The following is a 24,863-nucleotide window of genomic DNA, read 5'->3' on the forward strand; positions in this document are numbered from 1 at the left end:
ATATTGCCGTATCTATTGAGATTTGGACTGTTTTAGTACAAATTCTTCAACTCAATGGGTTTAGATATGATTTTTGGGATCTCGAAGCTAAATCAGTCTGAAATTTATAGGGTTCTTTCACAGTCTCTATAGGTTAATGCTACACTTGTGCCGATTGAACCACCCCATTTATCTCCTGAAAGAAGATTTTGTATCGATTGAGTGTGGCTAGTCGGGGCTGCTGATGACGGTGTAAAAGTCGTAGATGAAACGACTGATCCTGTAATACCATTTCCCATTGCTTTATTTCCTCTTGTAATAAATTATCAAAACAGTTTTTGGCTTTCAAAAAGGAAAGCCAAAATATAGATTAAGGATTCGGTCCGTTATGACAGTCATAACAGCTTACTTGATGTTTAGCTGCAAATGTTTTTGTGCCGTGTTCAACGCTCAATGTACGTGCTTGTGACGTTGCCGATAAAATACTTCCACGATAGTCAGAACCATGACATGCTGTACAACTTGCCCGATTGCTCTCAGCAGCATTTTTATGCGCACTGACAGCACTTTGACCGACTACGTGCATACCGTGAGGTCCTTTGGCAAAGTTTGACGTACCTGTCGGAACGGTTGTATGACAGGTTGTACATTCACTAATCGTACCTGTATGTCCCTGCAACGCAATACTTTGTACATTATCATTGACATGACTGCTCGGATAGATGGCATGGGTTGCACCGTGACACGCTTCACATTGGAGATTTCCATGACCCTTACTGAAGCGATAAAGTGATTTACCGGACATTGGGGTATTTGGATTGGTTGCAAATTTGGTGTCCACGATACTGCGTACGGTACTTCCACTCGAGAAAACACTGGTAAAGCGGGTGAAATTTGCTGTACTTGAAGTACGGTCATGACATTGTTGACAGTTTGGTTGATCCAACCATCCCTCACGTCCTGTTCTGCCGACATCGGTCATTTTACCGTGACAACTTTGGCAATCCATAGCATTGGTACCATCGGCTTTTTTTGCTTTACCCATAGCTCCTCTGAGACAGCTTGTAGCTGAACCGGGATGACATGTGTAACATGAATCACGATTTGTACTGTTATTCATCGTTTGACCGGTAGCCGGGTCGGTAACCGTAGCATGTTTACTATGAAGAGCCTCAGTCAGAGGTTTAATTCCGGTTTTTAGAGATGTTCCAAGGGCATTTGATTTATGACATGCTGCACACAATACAGGTTGACCTGCATTCGCTGTTGCCAAAAGAGTCGCTTTTGTATATGAAGCAGCCATATTTGCGGTTGCAATTGCATTAGGGAATTTATCATCATGCAGTTTAAGGATGTTTTGTTTCCAATCTTTTTCAAGATTAGCATTGTTGACCCATCCATTTGATGGTTTAGCGGCTGCAGAACTGTTGGATGCATGACACTTAGCACAACTCATCTCATCAGAAACCGGGAGTACGACCTTCGTCGTTGCGATTACTGTTCCTGAAGCGTCTTTTGCTACTACTTTAACCATTGGATAATAGTTTTTTACCCCTTTGTCATCATAAGGGGTGACAGGGATACCTTCTGCTTCCCACCATCCATTAGCACTATTATAGTTCAATGCAGAAGGAGTAGCACTTGGTGTCGGATTGGAAATCGCCGGATCAGAGAGATTCAAACCATGATTATCAGCAGGTCTTCCACCAAAAATAGCAAGAACCCAATCCCAAAAATTTGTTTTTGTAACACTGGTTGTGTTGATAGACCCTGTTGGATCTGCAACAGCTTCGTATGTAAGAGTTACACCTGAAGTGATATTTTTACCGGATGTTGCATCTTTACTGATGAGATGTGCATGGAGGTTATTGTATGGTGGAAGAATACTGAAGATCGAGTAGTCGTTACCGTCCATACAGTGCATTCCCAAATCATTCCACGCTACAAGTGTATACTTCCCGGTATTACCGATGTCGGTGGTTGGTGTTGTCGGCTGGGTAGGATTATAGCCTTTGCTCGCATTTGTTGGCGCACTAGGAGTAAAATTGCCCTGCGCAGCTGAAGATGAAACAGCAAAATCATTTTTACCGATCATTGATAATACGTCTGCGTCCGATGCTGTACTCATATCTATACGGGTTTGCCCTTTAAGCGTTGCCGTTACAGATGGATCAATAGTGATCCCGTTGGTTGGGTCACCATCACTATCAAGAGTTTGAAGCGTACGCAACATACGGACTACTTTTGGATCGCTAGAATCCGTTGTACCGACAAGATCCAGTGGTGTTACTTTGCCGTCTTTTGGTTTTGCTGATCCCAAGTAAAGATTCCCGATGTGAAAGGTTACACTTTCTCCATCTGTGAATCTAAAATTACCATTGTTGTCTGTTACATTGCTTTCAGTTGATGTATCAAATTCTAAGCCGGCAACATATGAATCAATGAAAGTAGCAGTAGATACAGAACTCGTGGTTGTAGATCCACCGCTTCCGCCTCCGCCACAACCAACCATCAGTAGTGTTGCTGTCACTACTGATGAAATAATCGCTATGGATTTACGCATATCGACCCCTTTATCTAATATTTATCCGTTATATTAAAATAGGTTTATGAATTTTTGATGAAAAAAAAAGTTAATTATTAATGAGAATTAACAGAACTGGCATATTGGGTTGATATAAGTGAATTTAGCAGCTTATTTTGCTGAAGTTTGAAATATTTGCGTTTCAAAAACATGTAAAATTTGAGAATTAAGTGTTCCGTTTAATTCTAATAGAGAAATATAAGTGATTGCAAAATCACTTAACTGTTTTAGGCGATCTTGTTCAATTTGATAGAGTTTTGCTTGTGCTTCGAGAAGATCAACTTGGCTTTTTAATCCGGCTCTTTGAGCGATTTCGACAGCAGAGAGATTTAGTTGGGCTGAAGTCCGAGCGGACTCCAATATCTGTATATTTTGAAGAGACAGATCAAATTGTTCATTCAGTTCATCATAGTGATAAAGAATATCCTGACGAGTTTGGGCCTCTTTTTCAATAGCAGAAGCGTGTAAGATTTTAGCTTCTTCAATTCGTGCAGAAGTTTGACCGCCTTGATAAAGAGGAATCGATATTTGAATATACGCTCGGTTATCCGTTTTGTATAAAGTTCGATCGTTTGTTTGATTTTCACTACGACTGAGACTTAGGTCTGCTTTAGGATAATATTCAGTATAACGGACACCAATTTCGTCCTCGGCAATACGTCGTGATAGCGCAGCAATACGTACATCAGGATTACTCTCCAAATTATCCGTAAAATTGACTTTTAGGGCTTTAAGATTATCCGCAAAATTTGGGTTAAACTTAGGAAGATCAGAAACTCTTAGAAGTGTTAAATCTTCTAGTTTTCTTTTAGCCAAATGTTCTTTTTTGATAGCTTTGTTAATTTCCATCATAGCTTGATCACGATAAATACCTGTCTCCAAAAGATCCATTTTATTGGATAAACCTTCTGAAAGCATTTCATTGATACGGGTATATTTAAGGGTATAAAATCGATGATTTGCTTCTGCCAACTCCATAGATTTATGGGATACGAGAAGATCAAAATAGGCCTTTGCTACATCCACACCGAGAGACAGAGATGATTTCTTGGTGTCTGTTTGTGCACCTTGTGAACGTAATTCTCCCTGTTTTACTGATCGGGTCAATTCTGGATGATACAATGGCTGAGTGAGGGAAAAAGTATAGCCCTTATAAAACTCAGAAAGCTCTTTTTCATTGGAATAGTTTTGAATATAATCGTGCAGTCCTCCGTTCAATGTGAGCTGAATTTGAGGATATAACTTGGAAATCCTTTGATCCTGTGCAGAATTAAAAGAATCACTGTCGTATTGTTTTGATTTGTACCCATGATTATTTTGGAGCGCATATTCATAAGCATCCGAAAGATAAAGCGGTGATGCGTAACTAGAAAATGAAAAAGAAAACAATACTAATAAAGATGAGATTTTATTGTTCATTGAAGCTCTTTACAAACATCATTTTAAAGGGATGCATTAAATATTCAAACATCGTACGAGACCCGATAACTATCATCGAATCAGCCGGAATGCCCGGTCTCAATGTTAAATGATTACGTGCCAATTCTCGTTGACCTTTGAGTGTTACCGCCATTTTGACTGGGTAATAGAGTGAATGTGTCGTATCATCGGTAAGTGCATCGGCTGCGATATGGATAACTTTCCCATTAACTACCCCTAATGAGCGTATATGAGAGAAACCTGGGAAACGAATTTCACATTGTTGTCCTATACGGACATTATTGATCTCATTAGCACTGACGCGCCCCTCAATAATAAGCGGTTCATTGAACGGAACGAGATCAAGTATAGGTTTGGCTGGAGGGATAACACCCCCGAGAGTATGAAACTGTAAATTAGTAACAGTTGCATCTACCGGTGAAACGATTCGTGTACGGCTTAAAGTGTCACGTAGCGATTTGATACGTGAATGTAAATCGGAAATTTTAGTTTGTACCTCATTGAGTTGTTGTGATACTTCTTTATAAAAAGTTTGCTTTTCACTGAGCATCTGTGTTTTTGTTTCTGCAATATGTCCTTGAATTCGGGCAATTTCAGAGCGTGAAGATGCAATATCGCTGTCAGTTTTTATCTTTTGCCGTTCAATTTCTCGAAGATGCAATTTATCAGTTAGTTGTTGGTCAAAAAGGATTTTCCACTCTTTTATCTCTTGAGCATATGAATTTGATAATTGAGTATTCGCTTGAATGGAATCGTTTAATCCGACCAGTTGATCTTTCAATTGATCAATTTGCTGAGACAGCATGGTTATTTTTCCATTTAAATACCCTTTTCGAACAGTAAATTCATTTAACTGCCCTTGTTTGGAAAGTGTACATGGAAAATTAGAACACAACTCATCCATTTCAGGGGGAAAAACAACGGATGATTTATCATCACGCTCTGCAATAAGTCGGGCTTGTTGTGAAAGCAATTCCGTATATTGGGCCAAAGCAACCTGAAGCTCTGAATTGGCACGTGTTGAATCAAGTTCGATAAGAGTTTGTCCGGTGTGGACATAATCTCCGTCATGAACAAGAATCGATTTGATGATTCCACCTTCAAGATGCTGTATCGTGCGGTTGCTGTTGGCAACAGAAACTTTTCCCGGAGCCGGAACGGCACTGGAAAGGGGAGCCAGAGAACCCCATACACCGACAATTAGAATAAAAATGATTAAGACGATACTACCTAAACGACGATAATGACGGTCTTCAGTTGCAGGTGTAATAATTGTCATGATGGGTTACTTTCAGAAGGTGAAATGTTTTTTTGAGTGAGTGCTGCAAGAACTTCATCTTTCTTTCCATAAAGCTGTAAAATTCCCTCTCGCAGCAAAAGAATTTTATCTGTAATCCCTAAAATAGCTGGCCTATGAGTGATTAATACAACGGTAATAGAGCGTTTTTTTAGTTCTACTATAGCATTTACAAGGGCCCGTTCACCAACATCATCCAGATTAGAATTGGGCTCATCCAAGACAATAATTCGAGGATAATCATAAACGGCTCTAGCTAACGCAATCCGTTGACGTTGACCGCCTGATAGTGAAGCCCCGCCAATTCCTATAGGGGTGTCGTACCCTTGAGGGAGTCGAAGAATCATATCATGTACACCGCAAAGCATTGCGGCTTCTATCACTTTTTGCGGATCCGGTGCTGCATAACGTGCGATATTTTCACTGACAGTTCCTTCAAAAAGTTCGATATCCTGCGGAAGATAACCAATATGCTTGCCTAAAAATGATCGATCATAATGGTTAATCTGTGCACCGTCAATCCGTACAGTTCCGCTCACAGGTTTCCAAATGCCCAATATGGCACGTGCAAAGGATGATTTTCCTGCTGCACTTGGGCCAATAACACCAACCGTTTCTCCAGCACCGATAAATAAAGAAAGATTATTTAGAGAAGGAAGTTTTCCTTCTGGTGGAACAATGGTAAGGTTTTCTAATGTAATTTGCCCTTTGGGATCAGGCAATGGGGTAGGAGGATCTAAGACTGGAAAATCTTCAAGAAGTTTTTGCAATCGTGCATAAGATAGACGTGCAGATGTAAATTGTTTCCATGTCGCTGTCATCAAATCCAATGGAGCAAGAGCACGCCCAAGAATGATAGAACCAGCGATCATCATCCCTGGAGTAACTTGCGAAGTTATAGTCAAATAACCTCCAAGCCCTAGAATAAGAGACTGCATTAGTATACGTGAAAGCTTACTAAGGTTCGACCATACTCCGGCCTCATCACTTGCATAGGACTGATCATGTAAAAATGTAAGGTAGCGATCTTTCCATTTGTAATGTATTTGCTCATGCATTCCCATGGCTTCAATAACTTCACTATTGCGTAAACTGGAAGTAATAAAATTTTGAGAACTTTGAAACATTTTATTTGAAGAGTCGATACGATCTTTGGTACGTTTTTCATTAACAATAGTTAGAGTCGCCACAATAATAACAGCAAATATCCCAAATATCCCAAACCAAGGGTGAAAAAGAAATAAGATAGCAATATAAATAGGAATCCATGGAGCATCAAAAAAAGCAAAGAGCGGAGTACCGGCTAAAAATTGTCGAATTTGCCCTAAATCATTCAGTGGCTGTGATGTTGCACGAGAAGGAAAACGGTTTGCCAATGTAAACATGGTTGTGAAGATACGGTCACTCAATCTTGCATCAACACTGTTTGCGACACGGATTAAAATACGTGAGCGGATGAACTCCAGTACACCCATAACTATAAAAAGAACTACTACAATCAGTGTGAGCATCAAAAGTGTCTCTTCGCTTCGACTGGCGACGACTCTATCGTAAATTTGAAGCATATAGAGTGGGGAAACAAGCATAAGCATATTTATAAATAGAGAGACAAATGCCGTAAAATAAAATGATTTTTTTGAAGCTAAAATAGCAGACCTAAGATTATGTTCAGAGCTTTTTGGCATTCAAACCTCATTTTAAATTTATGTATATTCTTATTTTAACACTCAAGAATGAATTTCAGATGAAAATTAGTATTCAATTTACTAAATCGTTATCTTTTATTACTTTTAGAAAGTTAAGATTGTATTATCAATTACGTTATTATAACTATTTTAGGGGTGTTACAGTAATATTCCAGAATTATGATGCATAAATATGATTTGAATACAATATTTTTTTCTCGGACAAAGTGTATATGTTAGATTTAATTAAAAAAGTCAAAATTGCACTAATCGCTGATGAACTGACAGATAAGTGCCTTCAATATGAAGCTGATATTTTTTATATTACTCCCTTAAACTACAAACTGCTTTTGTATTTTTTTAAACCGGACTTTTTGTTTGTAGAATCCGCATGGCATGGAAAAAGAAATGCCTGGAAATTTAAAATTGCCTCGTATCCTGAGTATCCAAAAAGAAATAATAAAGCGTTGCAAAAAGTAGTTGCATACGCTAAAAACTTAAATATTCCTACTGTCTTTTGGAACAAGGAAGATGGTGTACATTTTGAACGTTTTATAGAGAGTGCAAAACTATTTGATCATATTCTAACGGTTGATGAAAACTGTATACCTCTTTATCAAGCAAATGTACCGGAAAAGGTTACTGTGAATTCTATGATGTTTGCTGTACAAACGTCTATACATTACCCAACAAAGGGATTTAAATACCCAAAAGCATGTTTTTTGGGAAGCTATAGCCATCACATTCATAATCGTAGACGTCAGTGGCAGGATATATTATTTCAAGCCTCCAGCCACATTGGTTTAGATGTATATGATCGAAACTCTAAAAGAAAAGCAGCACATTATAGATTTCCTAAAATGCCGGGACTACAGGTTTTTGCGAGCGTTCCACATGAACAAACTGCTAAAATTTATCGTGATTATATGATATCATTAAATATTAATACAATTGAAGATTCTAAAACAATGTTTTCACGCCGCTTGATTGAAATACTAGCATGTGGAGGGATTGCAGTAACCAATCCTTCACCTGCTGTAGAAAAATATTTTAAAGATTATTGTTATGTTGTTAATAATGCGGATGAAGCTGATAAATTGTTAGAACGATTTAAAAATGGACCAACTAAAGAGGACTATGCTCGAGCATTAGCTGGAAGCAAATACGTTTTAGAACATCATACCTGGTCACATAGATTAAATGACATTTGTAAAATCATTGGTCTTGTTCGATAATGAACGGAATAAGATTTTATATAAAAAATATTTTTGCACTTTTGTCTAATAGACAGTATCAAGGTTGGGGTAGAAAACGGACAGGCAGATTTGCACTATGGTGTTATCAACGGTTTGGTCAACAGTTAACTTTAATGGAAGATGGATTTATCCGATCTGTTGGATTAGGGGTTGAAGGCTCTCCGTCATTTAGTATTGTCAAAGATAGTATGGGAATTTATTATGATGCCACGGTACCCTCACAACTTGAAAATTTATTAAATACATACGATTTTTTATCTGATATCCCTCTTATGATAACTGCACATGAAGCAATATCATTGATTCGTAAACATCATATAAGTAAATATAACAATGCACCTGATGTGGAAAAAGATTTTTTTGAAAATGATCAAAAAGAGTCTATTCTTATTGTTGCACAAACGTATGGTGATGAATCACTTCGTTATGGTATGTCTGAAAACTTTAGCACAGATTTTATAATTGATACTGCAATAGCTGAAAATCCAAACGCTAAGGTATATCTCAAAATTCATCCGGATGTCATAAGCGGAAAAAAAAATTCCGATATCGATATTGAAAGAGCACGTCAAAAATGTATTATCATTGATAAAAATGTAAATCCGATTTCTTTATTGGAATATTTTGATGTAGTTTATACAAAAACTTCACAGATGGGATTTGAAGCTATTTTATTAGGTAAAAAGTGTGTTTGCTTTGGTATGCCGTTTTATGCCGGATGGGGATTAACCGATGATCGTGTTGAATGTAAACGCCGAATGCAAAATCGTACGGTTGAAGAAGTTTTTGCAGCAGCCTACATTCTTTATTCTCATTACTATAATCCTTATTTAAAACGTTCATCAAATATTATTGACACGATACAAGAGATAGTGCGACAACGAAAAATAATGCAAAATAGTTCTAAACAAGATAAAACTTATCGCGTATTGGCAATTGGGGATTCTCACATTCGTGTCTTTGAACATTGGATGTTTTCATTATTTTTTCCTAGGACTGCATTCAAAGTTGTATATGTACCTGGTGCAAGCGTTAGCGGTATACGTAATGTTAATTCATTAAGCGGTGCATATAGGACGTTTTATACTGCACTCGAAGATGGTGGATATAATGAGATTATTGTTACATTGGGTGAAGTAGATGCGGCATATTCTATTTGGATTCGCTTAACAAAAGGAGATATAAGTTTTGATAGACTTTTTGATGATTTAGTTTCTAAATATCAAGAGTTCATCGTTTCATCAATGGTATTTGCTCCGATAACAGTAATCAGTGCCCCACTGCAAACTATTGAAGATTGTAGAAAATGCAGTGATGAAATTAGCAGAGTACGTTCAAATATTGATATTAGTATAGAAAATCGAAATATTTTTACTCTGAACTTTAACTCCCGAATTAAATCGTTTTGTAGTGTAAACAATATTAAATATCTTGATATGGATACGGTAGCTCTAGGAAAAGATAACCTTTTAAATCGATGGTTAATTAATCCGAAAAATAAATGCGATCATCACTATTGGCGCTGGATTTATGCACTATTACTTATATGGAAAATAAAATGCGAGAAGCTATTTAAATGAAATATTTTTTTGGATTTTCTACATGGAAACACGCTTATATAGAACTGTTTTTTAATGAAAAGCTTATTTTTATCAATCCTTTATTTGATAAAAATTATTTAAGTAAGGCACTAAAAAAAGGGCTTGATCCTCAAAGCAGTATTTATATATGGGGAAAAAGATTATTTCCGGATATTGAAAAATATGCAAAAGAAAATGGAATTAATATTTTTAGAATTGAAGACGGATTTATACGTTCTGTTGGTTTAGGGTCTGATTTGACACAACCTTATTCACTTGTCGTTGACACTAGAGGCATATACTTTGATCCCAGAAATCCCAGTGATTTGGAATGGATTTTAGAAACGAGTGTATTTGATTCAGAAATACTAGAGCGTGCGGGGAAGATAAAGCAATATTTGATTGAAAAAAGACTCTCAAAATACAATATATATTCCGACACTGTACTTGATTTACCGTCAGATAAACCGATTATTGTTGTTCCGGGACAGGTAGAAGATGATGCCTCTATTTTGTTAGGTGCAAATGGAATGTCAAATTTAGAGTTGCTTCAGCAGGTAAGAGCTAATAGAGCGGATGGTTATATCGTTTATAAGCCTCATCCAGATGTGTTAGTCGGGAATAGAATCGGGAATCTTGACGAAAGTACCGCAATGAAATATTGCGATAAGATTGTTACAGAGGTTAGTATTGACAGTGTTTTGATGCATGCTGATGAAGTTCATACTATGACTTCATTGGTTGGATTTGAAGCTCTGATACGCGGGATTAAAGTTGTTACATATGGATTACCGTTTTATGCTGGATGGGGGCTTACGCATGATAGTCAAGTTTGTGAAAGAAGAACTCGTAAACTCTCTATTGATGAACTATGTGCAGGAGTATATTTGTTATATCCACGCTATATCAATCCATATACGTTAAAACAGTGTGACATAGAAGAGGTTCTTGAAGTACTTGATCTTAAACGTCAACAATTCAATTACTCTTTTTGGGTTAAATACCGTAACTGGATGAGTCGTAAATCTCAGCAAATATTACGTATGATACGAAAGTGAAATATTAATTATAAGAGTTATTTGTGGTTGAAACCGGATTAGAATATTTTCGAAATAAAAAAGTTCTTTTTTTACAAGGCCCTGTAGGTCCATTTTTTAAACGTCTTGCGGAAGATTTTATTTCCGTAAATGCCGAGTCATATAAAATTAATTTTAATGGTGGCGATTGGCTATTTTGTCCATATAATTCAATAAATTTTAGAGGGAGTATCGAGGAATGGCCGATATTTTTTGCAGATTTTATTAATAAACATGAGATTGATACGGTTATTTTATTTGGAGATTGCAGAGAATATCATAGGTTGGCTCATACTGTTGCTCATCAAAACAACATTGAAATAGGTGTATTTGAAGAAGGGTATGTTCGTCCCGATTTTATTACGTTTGAACGTTTTGGGGTGAATGGTTTCTCTCTTTTACCCCGAAATAGAGATTTTTACGATGCATTAGAGACGAAAGAAATAGAAACGCCTGATGTCAAATTTGTTGGCAATACTTTCTGGCATGCTGCATTGTATGCATGTTTGTATTATTGCGTCAGTGTACTTTTAAATCCATTTTTTAGGCATTATAAGCATCATCGTCCTCTAAAATTACGTGAAGGAGCGTATTGGATCAAAGCAGTTTATAGAAAATGGTTATACAAATATTATGAACGGGGAATTCAATATAAGTTAGTTAATACCTATTCTAAAAACTATTTTTTAGTACCGTTGCAAATTGCTACCGATGCTCAAATACATGAGCATTCTGATTTTAGATCTGTAGAAATTTTCATAAAAAGAGTTGTCAGTTCATTTGCTTCACATGCGCCGAAAAACAATCTGCTTATTATCAAACATCATCCTCTTGATAGAGGATATCATGATTATTCAGAAATCATTTCTCGATTGACTGCAAAATATAATATTGCAGATCGAGTTAAATATATTCATGATCAGCATTTACCGACATTATTGGAGCATGCCAAAGGTGTCGTTTTGATAAACTCAACCGTCGGTCTTTCAGCGATCCATCATAGTGCTCCTCTAAAAACATGCGGAACTGCTATTTACGATATTGAGGGATTAACCTATCAAGGGAAATTAGAAACTTTTTGGCATGACGCAGAAACTTTTAGAATTGACAGAGAGTTATACCGACGCTTTAAAGGATATATCATAAATTATAAACAAATAAACGGCAACTTCTATCATAGATTGAAAAATTCTAGATTTAAAAGCGGAATACTCTGGTAAGATTAAAACTCATCTTCAAATTCTTCAAAAATTCCGGAAGCATCAATAATCTCTTTGTCTCTATTTTTTATCTCTTCCATTGCTTCAACTTTGGAATATTCAGTTTCGACATACTCGATAAACGATTCTATATCTTGATCAGAGGGAAAAAGGCTCTCATAATTTAAAGCGATATCTATAAACTCTGGGCCGCATCCGAAATCAATCAATTTTTGTTTTAAATCCAAAGATCTTCCTTATTCATTAATTTTTGACATTATAAATATGAATCCTTAATCTTTCAATGCAAAGAAATTTGAAAAGAAGTTAAATTATTACAAAACTTCGATAAACTTATTGTCATATGAATACAAAATAAGAAGGAAAAATTCTATGTCAAAACGTTTGATAGGTTCAGTCGTTACAGCATTAATATTAACATCGTCACTTCAGGCACATGTAATTGCCCCGGATGAGATAAAACAATTTTCATCTCAAGCGCTGCATATCGATTTTGATTCGGCTCCAGAAGATGTAAAGCAGAAAATTACGTCTGAATATACACAACGTATTAAACTTGCCGAAGCACTTGTTGTGCAACTGAAAAATGATCCGGAGTACGTTCAAATATCTGAAACTCTTGCCCTTGATTTATGGTCTAAACGCATCGCAGAAGCTACTAAGCCTACAGATGAAGAGCTTCAAAAAGCATATAAAGAGGCCAAAGATCTAAATATTTCCGCGAGTTATAAAATTCGTCATATTTTAGTTATGCAGGAGTCATTGGCTGATGTTATGATCAATCAATTGAAAGCAAAATCTGGGGATGAACGTGATCAATTATTTACAACATTAGCTTCTACAAACAGTATTGATCAAAATACGAAACAAAAAGGGGGATATGTCGGTTGGGTTAATTCATCAGCTCTCCCGGATGTAGTAAAGTCTGCATTAAAAGACAAAGAAGCCGGAAGTTATATCAAACTTTCTACTGGTAAAAATGTATGGGATGTTATTCTTCTTGATGAAGTCAAACCAGAGCATCCGGCTACCTTTGAAGAGGCTAAAAGTTATTTGGACAATATGCTGCGACAACAGGCTGTTGAAAAAGAGGCAAAGAAAATTTTGGCTACTTTAGATGCAAAACCTGCTGCCAGCAAGAAAGCACCTAAAAAATCTAAATAATAATGAAAATACGGGTTTATTATGAAGATACTGATGTAGGTGGAGTAGTTTATCACTCCAATTATATTAATTTTTGCGAACGTGCACGAAGCCAACTTTTTTTTGATGCAGGTCGCTCTCCAATTTTGGAGGGCGGTCATTTTGTTGCAAAGCATATCGAAGCAGACTATATCAAAAGTGCAAAATTTGCTGATATTTTAGATGTTAAGACGACACTTGTAGAGATGAAACATGCCTCATTTACATTATTACAACAGGTTTTTCGAAATGAAGAGAAGATTTTTGAAATGACGATTAATCTTGTTCATCTCAATTTTGAGGGAAAGATGACAAAAATTCCTTCCTCTGAAAAGATATTCTTAACGACACTAAAGTAACGGCTTTAATTTTGGTGTAGCTTTCTCAATAGCGGATGAAACTTCTTTGTTTCCCCGCATTTCTGCAATATCCAAGGGTGTCATACCATCTTTACTCATGACTCGTCCTGATGCACCTTTTTCCAGTAAGTACAAAGCAATAGGGGTATATCCCTTCCAAATGGCAAGATGTAATGCAGTAGCTCCCCCACTGTCTTGTACAGAAACATCTGCACCTTTCTCGACAAGATATTTGACAGCATCAATATTGCCAACCCAGCAAGCGTACATCAAAATTGTTTTATTATTATCTTCACGAGCAGTATTAGCATCTTGAATCGATTGTACCTGTGATTCAAATGTTGCTGTATCGTTGCGGTCCAAAAGGCTTACTAAGGTTAGTATGTCTGCACCATAAAGGCAATTCGTCATTAAAAAGAAAGCAATGAGTATCTTTTTCTTCATCATTATTTCTTGAATTGCTCGATAAACTCTTCAATATCGTCAAATAGTGTTTGGAGGTCTTCTTCATGCTCTACTTCATCCGCTAAAATTTGTGAGACAAGATCATAGGTGATAGTATCTTTCTCACGTGTGATATCAAGAATATTAGAGTATACACCGATGGCGCATTGTTCCCCTTTGATAGCCTGCTCCAATACTTTGCGCACATCCGGCTCAGTCGGCGCATCATATCCACAGTTACAATTGGTAAGCCATTCAGAAGGATGAAGGATTGGCGTACCACCAAGCTGTATGATACGATCACATACCATCGTAGCATGACGGAGTTCATCGGCTGCATGTTGTGTAAGCTCAACGATTGCGGCATCTTTCATTAGCCCTTTTACCACTTTGGCTTCAATAAAGTACTGATAATAAGCAAGCCACTCATCACAATACGCTTTATTTAGTAGTTCATAAACTGTTTGTGCTTCGATTCCGCGAAGAAGTGAAATACCTCTTTTAGCCATTAGGATACTCCTCACTGATAGATGGGTTAACTCTATCACTCATTCTCTTAAAGGAAAATAATTATCCGCAATATGAGATTAGTATTTCTGATGAAAGAACAGTTATCCCTTCTTTTTTGGAGTGAGAGATAACACCTTCTGCTTTTAATTTTTTAAGGATTCGTGAAAGAGTTTCGGGAGTAATTCCAATGAGATGTGCTATTTCTATTTGCTTTAATCGATTAAAGGAAGGAATATCATCACGGATGAGACGTGCTACTTTGGCTACTGCATTTGGTGCAGTATGACGTTGCAGCGCCAGTTCCAAAGCAGATATTTTTTGGGTTAATGAAGAAATAAGTGCAATACTGAGAGAAGGATCCTTTTGAAGAAGGTTCAAAAAAGGATCTCGAGCAATTTTTAGTATAAACGAAGTTTGTTTTGACTCACACGAAGCAGGGTAGGGTATTTGTTTGAGTGTTGCAACTTCTGCAATAAGTGAAGGTGCGCTAAAGTGGTGAATCATGATTGTATCCAATGAAGCAGAGGATTTATAGACACTTACCTCCCCATCTATAAGAAAATGAAAGTAGCTGCTCTCATCCCCTTCATAAAATATAATTTCACCTTCGTTGTAATGGCGTAGAATACCTATATCCTCTATCTGAGCGCATTGAGTTGGGGATAAATGGGCGAATATTCCAATTTTTTTTAGAGAAAAGGGTTCAATGAACGGTGATTGGTTCAAAACCGTATTCTTTCGCACGGAGTAGTTCTACTGGATAAATCACCTGAGAATTGATAAGACGCATAGTATATTTTCTAGGTGTATTACTGAGCAAGGAAACAAGATAATCAACACCGACACTTGTAGAATACTGAATCCAATCAAAAGTAATATCGTTATTCATCAACATATTGGATTCATAAATATCGTTTGGAAACTCTATCAGTGAATTAGCCAAAATAATATTTTTTCGATCTTGATACTGTGTCAAGGTTAAAAGGGTAGGATCAATATTGATCTGGGTTGAGAGTATGTTATGTACTTTAATTCTTGAGAATGTAATATGAGCTGCTAATAAGGCACTTTTCACGACGGGAATATGGATAATAATACTGCTTTTATTAAATAAAGAGGGCTTTGCAAGATAGGTGACAATATTATCACCCTTTAGATCAATGGGATAACTTGATATTTTTTTATTCTCACTTTTATGGGCAAGAAAAACTTCTTCTGTAGAAGTTTTTAGTTGTTTTCCAACACTTGAATTGTCATAAAAAATGGCAATTGAATTTCCCATATACGGGAGCAATGCTTCGATTTGAGCAGAATAATCGATCCCACCGAAGACAATGTTATCAGGTGAATCCGGAAGATCGCGCTTGTGAACAGTCGGAATGTAAACCGGAATGTGTATTGATAGTGTGGTGAGATTTTTTGCTCCAGAGGATGTCAGAGGTGCAACGATTGCATCTATTCCGTCTTGTCGAATTTTTTCTAATATTTGTGAAAGTGAATCGGATGATTCATCAGTCATATCATAACGTTTAAGTTGGATGTGATTATTTCTAAGTGCAATCAAGGTAGCTTGTGAAACGTTATAGACAGACTGTGTATATTTGCCGATAACACTGGGAGCTGAAATAACAGCAATCTTGATCATCTGATCTGTATTGGTAAATTCAGAAGTAAAGTTTGTTACATCGCTTGATTTTTGAATCGTTATTGTACGGGCATAACTGAAAAAAAACAGTAGTGATGATAGTAACACTATGCGTATAAATATCATGATAATTGTCCTTTTATTGTTTGTAAATCACGTAAAGCCTCTTTTTTTAGAGAAGGGTTACGGACAAGATAAAGGGGATGATACATAGGAATTAAAAGAGAATTATTAAACGGTATAATCTCTCCGCGAACACGTTCAAAATCTCCAAGATCACCGGTAAGTATTTGATATGCATCTGACCCAAGTGTTACAATTATTTTGGGTTTGATGAGTTCCAGTTGCTTTGCTAAAAACGGTGTGCAGCTACTGCATTCGCTTTGTGAAGGATTTTGAAACCCAAAGGGCTTGCATTTAACCGCATGGGTAAAATAAACATCATCAATATGCTTCATCAAGACTTTTTCAATCATGTCGCGCAGCATGACACCGGATCTTCCGACATAATAGTCTGATGCTTCATCTTCGGCAGCTGAGACATAGGCATCAATAAACATTAATGAAGCTCTTGGATTTCCGTATCCGCTCATGCTTTGTCTGCGTGATTTACTTAGATCGCACAGATAGCATTTTGAAATATTTTCTCCTAATGTAGTGAGGGAATCGGGAAGAGTATTGGAAGTGGCTTGAATATTGGGAGTAATAGGATCAATGTAGGTATAGCCCAATGATTTTAAACGATATAGATTTTCTAATAAAGCAAGATTTTGAAAAGAGTCCACGAATTTCACTTATTATAAATTTATATGGAGTATAAAGAAGAAGCGGTTAAAAGGAGATAAAGAGGCTTAAAATGAAGAGACTATTGCTTCGGGTTTACCGGTAAAGTATCCTTGTGCAAAGTCGACACCGAGATCTTTTACCGCTGTGTATATCTCTTCGCTGCTGACAAATTCAGCTATAGTTTTTGCTCCGATCTTATGGGCAAAATCAACAATCGTTTCAACAACAATATGATGTCTTGAATTTTCAGTTATCCCTTGAATAAGTGATCCGTCTATTTTGATATAATCGACATTCAATTTGAGGATGTTCTCAAAATTGGAATATCCTGTTCCAAAATCATCAATAGCAATTTTTGCACCTAATGCTTTCACAGATGTAATAAATTCTACAACTTCTTCATAATTTTCTATACCTTCAGATTCCAGTATTTCGAAGACAATCCGGGAAGCGGTACCTGTTTGTGTAATGGTATGAATGATCTCTTTTACAATAAAAGGATCACGTATATCACTATCCGATAAATTAATTGAAAATTCTTCACATCGTTTTGAAAAAAGAGAACACGATTGATTGAGGACTTCAAGTGTAATTTGCGGATATAGTTTTGTTTTTTTGGCAATAGTCAAAAATTTTGAAGGTGGTACGATGGTACCATCGTTGTCAATCATCCGAACCAAAGTCTCATATTTATCGATATTTCCGGTAATTAGATTGATAATAGGCTGATAATGACAAATAATTCGATGTTTTCCCAAAGCACTGCGAATAGCAGTTCTCATCTTCATATTGGAACGATACGTTTCTTCAATATTTTCATGTTCCGCATAGAGTGCAACCGAAAGTTTATTCTTTTTTGCACGATTTAATGCGATATCAGCACGGGTTAATAGTTTGCCATGTCCAATCGCAGCACCTACAGTCATGCGGATATTTATCGTTTCATTTTTTATAAAAAAGACTTTTTCTTCCAACAAAGACATCAATGCTGCAATTCGATTTCGTAAATCACTCCATGTAAAATGCTCATATAATAAAACGGCAAATTCATCTCCGCTTATGCGATAAGGGAAAAAATTCATTTTACAAAACCACTGTCCTACTTGATTTAGGATATTGTCGCCTGTTTCTATTCCGTAAAAATCATTGATCTCTTTAAAATCATCTATATTAAAAATAACACATACAACTGGATTTCTCTTTTCCATATCCGAAACTATTTTTTGTCGATTCGGCAGCCCGGTGAGCTGATCATAGTAGGCAAGCTTTAATGTTTTTTCTTGACTTTCACGCAAAGCACTTAGGTCTGTAAAGATTGCAAGATAATTTTGTATTTTATTATTTTCATCCATAATAGCACTAATACTTACCCATGCAGGAAAAATAGCACCATTTTTTCGCCTATTCCATATTTCACTGCTCCAGTGTTTTTCTTTTAATAATGTATTCCACATTTGATTATAAAAGGCAGGGTCATGTTTTGCTGATGAAAGAAAATTAGTATTTTTACCGATCACGTCTTGTTCGCTATAGCCGAATGTTTTTAAAAATGAGTTGTTTACTTTTATTATATTGTTGTTTCGGTCTGTAACAATCATACTGTCTGACGCATGTTCCATGGCCATCGCTAGTATTTCAAATTCACGTCGTCTTTCATGCATCTTATCCTCTTCTAATGTTTCGAGAGAGAGACACCCGGATTTTTTATCCACACAAAACCTTTATTTGACTAAAAACTAATTTATTTCAACATTTTATTATTTATTCTTTGATAATAATTGTTCTATCTTTGCTTAAATATATTACTTATATTAATTCTATAATATATAAAGTTAAAATAAATTAAAGTTTAAAATGGCGCATTCGCCTAAGAATAATGATAAAATCACCGATATTAGTTTAAAAGTAAAAAAAGGGAAGTGTGTGGACAATAATATACTTTATTCGATAGAGTCTTTTCCTCCTCTGCCGGAATCAATTAATAAAATTAATTCACTTTGCAGCGTTGAAGATATAGATTTAAAAGCGATTATTCAAGTAATTGAATCAGATCCTATACTGTATACGGATATTTTACGTTTTTCAAATGTCCCTTATCATGGTTTTAGATACCCGATCACGTCAATTTCTCAAGCGATTGCACTGTTTGGAATTGCTGCGATTCGGGGAATGTCTCTTACAGCAGCATTGAAAGCGCATCCATATACGGATTTAAGTCCATATGGGATGAGTATACACGAATGGTTCTCTGTTATGGAAAAGCAGCAACGTTTTCTTGATCTTTGGCTTGTAAAAAAACATCGTTCAATACTGCAATCGCTTGGCGGTCTTACATTTATTTTAGAAATAGGGCGTTTGGTCGCCTCTTATGCTCTTATGCTCAATAATATTTCGCATGTATTTTTAGAAAATGAATCCGACAAATTACTTTTAGAAGAAAAAAAACTTTTTGGAAAATCAGGTGATGAATTAGCCAGTAAATTATTTGATTTTTGGAATTTTGATGAGATGTTTACGAATTCATTATATTATTCATTCAATCCCGAAGATGCAATGGATTCGAGGGCATGTGCTGCATTAAAGTGTGCTCGAACACTTTTTACACTGAAAGATGTAAAACCGTTTGAAGAAATCGAATCTATTTTGGAAAAATATGATTTTAAAATAAATGATGCGAGAGTTGCTTACGAGATATTATTGAGTGCAGACGAGATAGATAGTTAAAGCCCCTAAGAGATGGGCTTTAATAGTTATTCAGCAACTTCAACTTCGACTGGCGTTGATTCCCATACACCGTGTTTGGTGCAGTAGCCATGTGCTACAAGAGTCAATTTTTTACCCATTGGAACGATGTTGAAAGTAACTTCAGCATGGTTTTTTTCATTTCCCAATGTACCAGGTACGAAATCAGCACGTGCAAGTAATGTTTCACCGTTGTAAAGTGCAATATTTGCAATGAAGTGGTCGAAATCATCTGGATGAGAGTATTCATTCCCCATTTTGACGGTAACGGCAAGTTTTTCACCTTTTTTTGCAGTTGAAGCACAGTGGATAAACGGTGAGTGACGGTCAATGTAGTCTTTTTTTGCTTCGCGTTCTACAGTGCTGATGTCGACGTAACGGTTGATTGTTGGCATAAGGATTCCTTGTTTTATAAAATTAATGCAGACATTGTACACCTCAAAACTTTTAACTACACCTAAATGAGATACTTTATCTCTTAATTAATTTTTTCCAAAGCAACAGCGATTTTTAACCAATAGAGGGGTAAAATCGGGCTTTAAAAATGATTGATGGATAAGTGAATATGTTAAAACCTCTTTTGATTGAAATCGGTGTTGAAGAACTCCCTGCCGTACCCCTTCTCAAAGAACTCTCTGAAATTGAGAGAAAATGGGTTTCGGTGTTGGATAAAAATGCTCTTGTAGGCGAGTTTGAGTTCTACTATACGCCGCGTCGTTTGGTTCTATGGCATCGGGAGTTTAAAGTCTCTCAAGATGACCGTGTTGAAGAATTTTACGGTGCACCAGTAGAAATTGCAATCAAAGACGGTGTCCCGACACCTGCTGCTTTAGGTTTTGCTAAAAAATGTGGAGTAGAGTTCGATCAAATCACACGTGCGGAAAAAGCGGGCAAAGAGGTCCTCTATTTTAGCCGTACGGTAGAAGGGCGACCCAGCAGTGAAATTTTGGGTGAGATGATCGAGCAATGGATCAAAAGTCTCAACTTCGGTAAATCAATGCGCTGGGGATCAAGCCATGAGAGCTTCATCCGTCCAATCCGATGGATCAATGTTATGATGGATAATGAGGTTATTGACATTGAACTGTTCGATGTCCGTTCATCCGCACATACGTATGTTCACCGAATCAGCCACTTTGGAGTGATGAGAGTCGATTCTATCCACCACTATTTTGATCTTCTCAAAGAGGGGTCTGTAACCCTTTATCCGCAAGAGCGTCGCAAAACCATCTTAGATGCATTTACCGCATTGGAGAATGCACACGGTATCAGCATCGAAGTCGATGAGGATCTTTTGGACGAAGTCGTTGCTATTACCGAACATCCAACACCTCTTTTAGGAAATTTTGATGAAAGTTTCCTAGAGCTTCCTCCTGAAGTTATTATTACCTCCATGAAAGAGCATCAACGCTATTTCCCGGTCTTTAAAAACGGCAAATTGATTAATGCATTTGTCGTGGTTTCCAATGCGTTAACGGATGACTTCAGCAAAGTCATCGAGGGCAATCAGCGTGTGCTTCGTCCACGTCTCTCCGATGCCCTCTTTTTCTACCGTAATGACCTCAAAAAGGGGCTTAGTACGGCCGGATTGGAAAAAGTCGTTTTTATGAACGGTCTAGGTACATTAGCAGAGAAAATCGCACGTGAAAAAATGGTTGCTTCGACCCTTTCAAATCTTGTGTATGAGAATATCAATCCATTAGTGTTAGAACGGGCTATGGAATTGGCCAAAGCCGATCTTATGTCGGAAATGGTGTATGAATTTACAGAACTCCAAGGGCTGATGGGATATTACTATGCACTTGCACTTGGTGAATCGTCCGAAGTTGCCGTTGCGATCAAAGAACAATATTTACCGACGGGTGAAGAGAGTGCATTACCGAGTACTATGCTCAGTGCAATTGTAGCAATGGCGATGAAGCTTGACACATTGATCGGGATGTTCAGTATCGGTGAGATTCCGACCGGTTCACGCGATCCGTTCGCCCTTCGTCGTGCCGTCAACGGGATTATCAAAATCGCCGTGGCACACCAAATTCCGCTTAATTTTTCAACATTGATCGATCAACTTACCAATCTCTATCCGCAAGGAAAAGAGTACAAAAAGAACATCGAAACCTTTATTATTGAGCGTCTCGCCGGAGCGTATCCGGGAGTTAATCCATCTATTATACAAGCGGTCGTCTCTAAAGACGCATCCGTGGAACTCGATGTCCTTGAAATTGACCGTAAAATCCGAGCGGTCAGTACGATCGCATCATCCGATTCGTTCGTCGAAGCGTTTTCAACTTTTAAACGCGTTAGTAATATCCTCAAAGACGAAGCAATGGATAAAGGGTTTATTGTCAACGAATCTCTTTTTGAAAACGATGCGGAACGCAATCTCTACGCTTCGGCTAAAGCGGTCATGAACAACCAGTATGAAACTCTTGAAGAACGTTTAGATGCTCTCTTTGCGCTTAAAGCTCCGCTCGATATATTCTTCGATAATGTCATGGTCAATGCAGATGATTTAAACGTTCGTGCTAACCGTAAAGCCCTCGTTGGGATGATTTACGCAGAGATTTATTCGATTGCCGATATCAAAAATATCACCTTATGATGTAATCGTCATCGGAGCTGGCGTTAACGGCTGCTGCAGCGCCTACACGCTCCATAGTGCCGGATTACGTGTTGCCTTAATTGATCAAGACGGTATAGCCTCCGGTGGTAGTGGTGCGGCTGGGGCATTTATCTCTCCGAAAATTTCCAAAGCCGGAGAACTCAAAGAGATAATGACCGAGGCGCACGCTGAAGCATTGGCCTTTTATACTACTCATTTTCCACAATTTACCCTGGTAAAACCTCTCCTTCACATTGCCAATAGCCCAAAAGAGGGTGAAAAAGTTGAATCTTTTAAACATGAAACCCATATAAAGCACTCCAATATTCCACATGCGATACAAACACTGCTGAGTGATGAAGCAAAAAATGCATCTTCTATTTATTTTGATATGGGTGCCGTTGTTGATGCGCAAGGGGTGTGTAATGCAATGGCAGAGGGTGTTGATTTTTATCCTTTGAAAGTTGAGCAACTCCTTCATGCGGGTGGATGCTGGCATGTCGGTGAATTGCGTGCGAAGAACCTCGTTTTATCTATCGGAGCCTATCCAAAACTTTTGCCGATTGATTACGTCGGATTGCGAGGGATTTGGGGACATCGAATCGATATTGAGACATCGACCCATATCCCGTGTATCCTGCATCATCATGTTTCGATCTCTCCGACGACTAAAGAAGGCATTGTTGCTATCGGTGCCACACATGATGTCCATTACTCCCCGTTTTCCGGAGAAGCGTATGATATAGAGCAGGGTAGGAATATACTGCTTGAAAAAGCTTCAATGACATTAAAATTAAATAATATTAATATTCTAAAAGACTATATGGGATTGCGTTCGGGGTCAAACGACTATTTGCCTATGCTGGGTAATTTGGTGGATGCTGAGGCGACGTTGGAAAAATATCCTCATATGCAGCATGGTAAGGCGGTTGATTCAAGTGAATACATCTACTATCCTAATCTTACGATGATCAATGCTTCCGGAGGATATGGCTTTGTACTTGCACCGTATTTGGCAAAACGATTAAAAGAGTTTATTATAGGCGCCAAAGCGCTTGATCCAATATTATCTCCATCGCGTTTTTTTCCACGTTGGGCAAAAAGAAAAAGTTTTCAGTCGTAAACAACGACTCCATAGTTGTCATCGATGCGGTAAAACCGTGAATCAGCAGTTATGATAAGGTCGTTTAAACGTGCGAGATGAACATAACTGTTTTTATCTACTTTAATCCCGTTTTCGAGAAAAAAACGCTTGAGATTGACAAATTTAATATCATTGACAAACTTATACTCAAATTGATTGTAAAGCTTCATTTTTTTATATCCGAAAATATGACTGTCAATTCCCATCTGTGTTGCTGCGTATTGAGTCGGAAGATAGCCGGACAGGTCAGTTAAATCGTTCTGAATATGGGCATATTTTGCAGGTAGAGTGTTCTTTTCGATAAAAACATAGCGGTTTAGCTTTATATGTCGGCTGTCATTCCAGTACGAGTAAGCAGGGGAGGAGATGGAGAGTTTGGTATATACCTCTTTCCAGAGCCAGTGTTTGTCAAGGATAGAGTAAAAAGAGGACATTTTTTTATTCGTCGTATTGAGGAGTATTAAGAGCTAACCGTTTTGCATATAAAAAGTGATTTTTATAATACCCTTTGTCAATAGAATCGTATTGTACTTTATGCCCTGAAAAGGATGCATGAATAATTTGTCCGTCTCCTGCATATATAGCAACATGGGAAGGATCGGATTTATAGGTGCGGTAAAAAAGCAAATCACCGACTTGGAGATCTTTATAATCAACGCTTTCACCAAGTTGGGCTTGTTCAGCTGCACTATGAGGCAGATTGACTCCAAATTGCTGATACACTTGCTGCGTAAAGCCGGAACAATCGGTACGATCTCCATTTTTACCGCCGAAAGCGTACGGGGTTCCTAGAAACTCTTTTGCACGCGCTAACACCTTGTCTTTTATCGTTTTGAAATTACCGGCAATCTTTTGAGGAGTACTTTTAGGAGTTTCATCACTATTGGTATTATCGGGACAGATGGTACTTGCAGCAATTGGTGAAGGTTTTGAAATCATCAAATAGGGATTTGCATCTTTACCGATCGAATCGTGATTAAAAGTGGTGTTTTTTAATACAGTTTCGGTTGAGGCTACTGATTTAACGACTGGGGCTGTAGGCGGAGTAGGTTTGGATATTGCTAAAGGGGTATTGTTTTTTTCAAAAGGATTAACATCATTTTTTGCTGAATCGTTAACTTTTTTTAGTTCCCGTTCATATTCTAAAAAGAGGGATGGTTCACGCCTCTGCGATTCTGCCTGAACCGTTAATGTCAGTAAAATCAGTGATAACACTGTTCGTTTTATCAGCATTAACCCTCCTCATTTTTTCTGCGCTGTAGTCATTATAGAATAAAAAGCTTTATTTTTTTTTATAACACTAAACTTTAACACTTCGTTATGGTACACTTT

General features: G+C 37.3%; 23 protein-coding genes. 9 read left to right on the forward strand and 14 right to left on the reverse strand.

Going from position 1 to position 24,863, the window contains the following annotated elements:
• Positions 1–349: 349 nt before the first annotated feature.
• The 4 genes from PHP90_RS05745 to PHP90_RS05760 all read right to left on the reverse strand — a co-directional run bounded on the left by PHP90_RS05745 (position 350) and on the right by PHP90_RS05760 (position 6,985).
• Positions 350–2,542 carry a cytochrome c3 family protein gene (locus PHP90_RS05745; RefSeq protein ID WP_299926638.1) on the reverse strand — a complete coding sequence of 731 codons (2,193 nt, stop codon included), beginning with the start codon at positions 2,540–2,542 and terminating at the stop codon, positions 350–352.
• A 132-nt stretch (positions 2,543–2,674) separates the two neighbouring features.
• Complete coding sequence (locus PHP90_RS05750; protein ID WP_299926641.1) at positions 2,675–3,982, reverse strand: TolC family protein; 1,308 nt, start codon at positions 3,980–3,982, stop codon at positions 2,675–2,677.
• On the reverse strand, positions 3,972–5,282 hold the full coding sequence (locus PHP90_RS05755; protein WP_299926644.1) for an HlyD family type I secretion periplasmic adaptor subunit: 1,311 nt from the start codon (positions 5,280–5,282) through the stop codon (positions 3,972–3,974). Before PHP90_RS05755 ends, PHP90_RS05750 begins: the two co-directional genes overlap by 11 nt.
• Positions 5,279–6,985 carry a type I secretion system permease/ATPase gene (locus tag PHP90_RS05760; RefSeq protein ID WP_299926647.1) on the reverse strand — a complete coding sequence of 569 codons (1,707 nt, stop codon included), beginning with the start codon at positions 6,983–6,985 and terminating at the stop codon, positions 5,279–5,281. The genes PHP90_RS05755 and PHP90_RS05760 overlap by 4 nt, the downstream gene beginning before the upstream one ends.
• 233 nt (positions 6,986–7,218) lie before the next feature.
• Here PHP90_RS05760 and PHP90_RS05765 point away from each other — a divergent pair, with 233 nt between their 5' ends.
• The 4 genes from PHP90_RS05765 (at position 7,219) to PHP90_RS05780 (ending at position 12,117) form a co-directional block, all read left to right on the forward strand.
• Entirely contained in the window at positions 7,219–8,220 is a 1,002-nt protein-coding gene (locus tag PHP90_RS05765) for a glycosyltransferase (protein ID WP_299926649.1), read from the forward strand.
• Positions 8,221–8,354: 134 nt separating this feature from the next.
• A complete protein-coding gene (locus PHP90_RS05770; RefSeq protein ID WP_299926652.1) occupies positions 8,355–9,821 on the forward strand; it encodes a hypothetical protein in 1,467 nt (488 codons plus the stop codon).
• Positions 9,818–10,879: a hypothetical protein gene (locus tag PHP90_RS05775; protein WP_299926655.1), complete on the forward strand. Its 1,062-nt coding sequence runs from the start codon at positions 9,818–9,820 to the stop codon at positions 10,877–10,879. Before PHP90_RS05770 ends, PHP90_RS05775 begins: the two co-directional genes overlap by 4 nt.
• A gap of 23 nt (positions 10,880–10,902) precedes the next feature.
• Entirely contained in the window at positions 10,903–12,117 is a 1,215-nt protein-coding gene (locus tag PHP90_RS05780) for a capsular biosynthesis protein (protein WP_299926658.1), read from the forward strand.
• Between the two features lie 2 nt (positions 12,118–12,119).
• Here PHP90_RS05780 and PHP90_RS05785 read toward each other — a convergent pair whose 3' ends face one another.
• A complete protein-coding gene (locus PHP90_RS05785) occupies positions 12,120–12,344 on the reverse strand; it encodes a hypothetical protein (protein ID WP_299926661.1) in 225 nt (74 codons plus the stop codon).
• Positions 12,345–12,489: 145 nt separating this feature from the next.
• Between PHP90_RS05785 and PHP90_RS05790 the strand changes: the two genes are divergently transcribed.
• Together PHP90_RS05790 and PHP90_RS05795 are read left to right on the forward strand one after the other, a co-directional pair.
• Positions 12,490–13,281 carry a peptidyl-prolyl cis-trans isomerase gene (locus tag PHP90_RS05790; protein ID WP_299926664.1) on the forward strand — a complete coding sequence of 264 codons (792 nt, stop codon included), beginning with the start codon at positions 12,490–12,492 and terminating at the stop codon, positions 13,279–13,281.
• 2 nt (positions 13,282–13,283) lie between these two features.
• A complete protein-coding gene (locus tag PHP90_RS05795; protein ID WP_299926667.1) occupies positions 13,284–13,658 on the forward strand; it encodes a YbgC/FadM family acyl-CoA thioesterase in 375 nt (124 codons plus the stop codon).
• On the opposite strand, the gene PHP90_RS05800 is transcribed toward PHP90_RS05795, so the two are convergent.
• The 6 genes from PHP90_RS05800 to PHP90_RS05825 form a co-directional block, all read right to left on the reverse strand.
• Complete coding sequence (locus PHP90_RS05800) at positions 13,650–14,102, reverse strand: ankyrin repeat domain-containing protein (RefSeq protein ID WP_299926670.1); 453 nt, start codon at positions 14,100–14,102, stop codon at positions 13,650–13,652. The genes PHP90_RS05795 and PHP90_RS05800 overlap by 9 nt on opposite strands.
• Positions 14,103–14,104: 2 nt before the next feature.
• Positions 14,105–14,611, reverse strand: coding sequence for a ferritin-like domain-containing protein (locus tag PHP90_RS05805; RefSeq protein WP_299926673.1), 507 nt, complete (start codon positions 14,609–14,611; stop codon positions 14,105–14,107).
• Positions 14,612–14,672: 61 nt separating this feature from the next.
• Positions 14,673–15,338 carry a Crp/Fnr family transcriptional regulator gene (locus tag PHP90_RS05810; RefSeq protein ID WP_299926675.1) on the reverse strand — a complete coding sequence of 222 codons (666 nt, stop codon included), beginning with the start codon at positions 15,336–15,338 and terminating at the stop codon, positions 14,673–14,675.
• Entirely contained in the window at positions 15,316–16,383 is a 1,068-nt protein-coding gene (locus PHP90_RS05815) for a hypothetical protein (protein ID WP_299926678.1), read from the reverse strand. The genes PHP90_RS05810 and PHP90_RS05815 overlap by 23 nt, the downstream gene beginning before the upstream one ends.
• Entirely contained in the window at positions 16,380–17,042 is a 663-nt protein-coding gene (locus tag PHP90_RS05820) for a uracil-DNA glycosylase (RefSeq protein WP_299926681.1), read from the reverse strand. The genes PHP90_RS05815 and PHP90_RS05820 overlap by 4 nt, the downstream gene beginning before the upstream one ends.
• Positions 17,043–17,108: 66 nt before the next feature.
• Entirely contained in the window at positions 17,109–18,755 is a 1,647-nt protein-coding gene (locus tag PHP90_RS05825; RefSeq protein ID WP_299926685.1) for a GGDEF domain-containing phosphodiesterase, read from the reverse strand.
• 142 nt (positions 18,756–18,897) lie between these two features.
• On the opposite strand from PHP90_RS05825, the gene PHP90_RS05830 reads away from it, so the two are divergent.
• Positions 18,898–19,767, forward strand: a complete 870-nt coding sequence (locus PHP90_RS05830) for an HDOD domain-containing protein (RefSeq protein WP_299926688.1) — start codon at positions 18,898–18,900, stop codon at positions 19,765–19,767.
• 26 nt (positions 19,768–19,793) lie between these two features.
• Here PHP90_RS05830 and PHP90_RS05835 read toward each other — a convergent pair whose 3' ends face one another.
• A complete protein-coding gene (locus tag PHP90_RS05835; RefSeq protein WP_299926690.1) occupies positions 19,794–20,180 on the reverse strand; it encodes a class II SORL domain-containing protein in 387 nt (128 codons plus the stop codon).
• 170 nt (positions 20,181–20,350) lie between these two features.
• Between PHP90_RS05835 and glyS the strand changes: the two genes are divergently transcribed.
• Both glyS and PHP90_RS05845 read left to right on the forward strand, forming a co-directional pair.
• Entirely contained in the window at positions 20,351–22,387 is a 2,037-nt protein-coding gene (glyS, locus tag PHP90_RS05840) for a glycine--tRNA ligase subunit beta (RefSeq protein WP_299926693.1), read from the forward strand.
• Positions 22,359–23,510 (forward strand): FAD-dependent oxidoreductase, encoded by a 1,152-nt coding sequence (locus tag PHP90_RS05845; RefSeq protein ID WP_299926696.1) that lies wholly within the window; start codon positions 22,359–22,361, stop codon positions 23,508–23,510. Before glyS ends, PHP90_RS05845 begins: the two co-directional genes overlap by 29 nt.
• Here the strand turns inward: PHP90_RS05845 and PHP90_RS05850 are convergent.
• Positions 23,501–23,965, reverse strand: coding sequence for a hypothetical protein (locus PHP90_RS05850; protein WP_299926699.1), 465 nt, complete (start codon positions 23,963–23,965; stop codon positions 23,501–23,503). The genes PHP90_RS05845 and PHP90_RS05850 overlap by 10 nt on opposite strands.
• Positions 23,966–23,969: 4 nt before the next feature.
• Complete coding sequence (locus tag PHP90_RS05855) at positions 23,970–24,764, reverse strand: C40 family peptidase (RefSeq protein WP_299926702.1); 795 nt, start codon at positions 24,762–24,764, stop codon at positions 23,970–23,972.
• Between the last annotated feature and the right edge of the window lie 99 nt (positions 24,765–24,863).

Origin of the sequence: Sulfuricurvum sp. (assembly GCF_028712165.1) — a bacterium.
Lineage (GTDB): Bacteria > Campylobacterota > Campylobacteria > Campylobacterales > Sulfurimonadaceae > Sulfuricurvum.

Bases quoted from the DNA above. Each gene is read 5' to 3' on its own strand.
- PHP90_RS05850 (WP_299926699.1), bottom strand. From the start codon at position 23,965: ATGTCCTCTTTTTACTCTATCCTTGACAAACACTGGCTCTGGAAAGAG.
- PHP90_RS05765 (WP_299926649.1), top strand. From the start codon at position 7,219: ATGTTAGATTTAATTAAAAAAGTCAAAATTGCACTAATCGCTGATGAA.
- PHP90_RS05830 (WP_299926688.1), top strand. From the start codon at position 18,898: ATGGCGCATTCGCCTAAGAATAATGATAAAATCACCGATATTAGTTTA.
- PHP90_RS05750 (WP_299926641.1), bottom strand. From the start codon at position 3,982: ATGAACAATAAAATCTCATCTTTATTAGTATTGTTTTCTTTTTCATTT.
- glyS (WP_299926693.1), top strand. From the start codon at position 20,351: ATGTTAAAACCTCTTTTGATTGAAATCGGTGTTGAAGAACTCCCTGCC.
- PHP90_RS05770 (WP_299926652.1), top strand. From the start codon at position 8,355: ATGGAAGATGGATTTATCCGATCTGTTGGATTAGGGGTTGAAGGCTCT.
- PHP90_RS05790 (WP_299926664.1), top strand. From the start codon at position 12,490: ATGTCAAAACGTTTGATAGGTTCAGTCGTTACAGCATTAATATTAACA.
- PHP90_RS05805 (WP_299926673.1), bottom strand. From the start codon at position 14,611: ATGGCTAAAAGAGGTATTTCACTTCTTCGCGGAATCGAAGCACAAACA.
- PHP90_RS05775 (WP_299926655.1), top strand. From the start codon at position 9,818: ATGAAATATTTTTTTGGATTTTCTACATGGAAACACGCTTATATAGAA.
- PHP90_RS05855 (WP_299926702.1), bottom strand. From the start codon at position 24,764: ATGCTGATAAAACGAACAGTGTTATCACTGATTTTACTGACATTAACG.
- PHP90_RS05800 (WP_299926670.1), bottom strand. From the start codon at position 14,102: ATGAAGAAAAAGATACTCATTGCTTTCTTTTTAATGACGAATTGCCTT.
- PHP90_RS05760 (WP_299926647.1), bottom strand. From the start codon at position 6,985: ATGCCAAAAAGCTCTGAACATAATCTTAGGTCTGCTATTTTAGCTTCA.
- PHP90_RS05835 (WP_299926690.1), bottom strand. From the start codon at position 20,180: ATGCCAACAATCAACCGTTACGTCGACATCAGCACTGTAGAACGCGAA.
- PHP90_RS05795 (WP_299926667.1), top strand. From the start codon at position 13,284: ATGAAAATACGGGTTTATTATGAAGATACTGATGTAGGTGGAGTAGTT.
- PHP90_RS05755 (WP_299926644.1), bottom strand. From the start codon at position 5,282: ATGACAATTATTACACCTGCAACTGAAGACCGTCATTATCGTCGTTTA.
- PHP90_RS05745 (WP_299926638.1), bottom strand. From the start codon at position 2,542: ATGCGTAAATCCATAGCGATTATTTCATCAGTAGTGACAGCAACACTA.
- PHP90_RS05815 (WP_299926678.1), bottom strand. From the start codon at position 16,383: ATGATATTTATACGCATAGTGTTACTATCATCACTACTGTTTTTTTTC.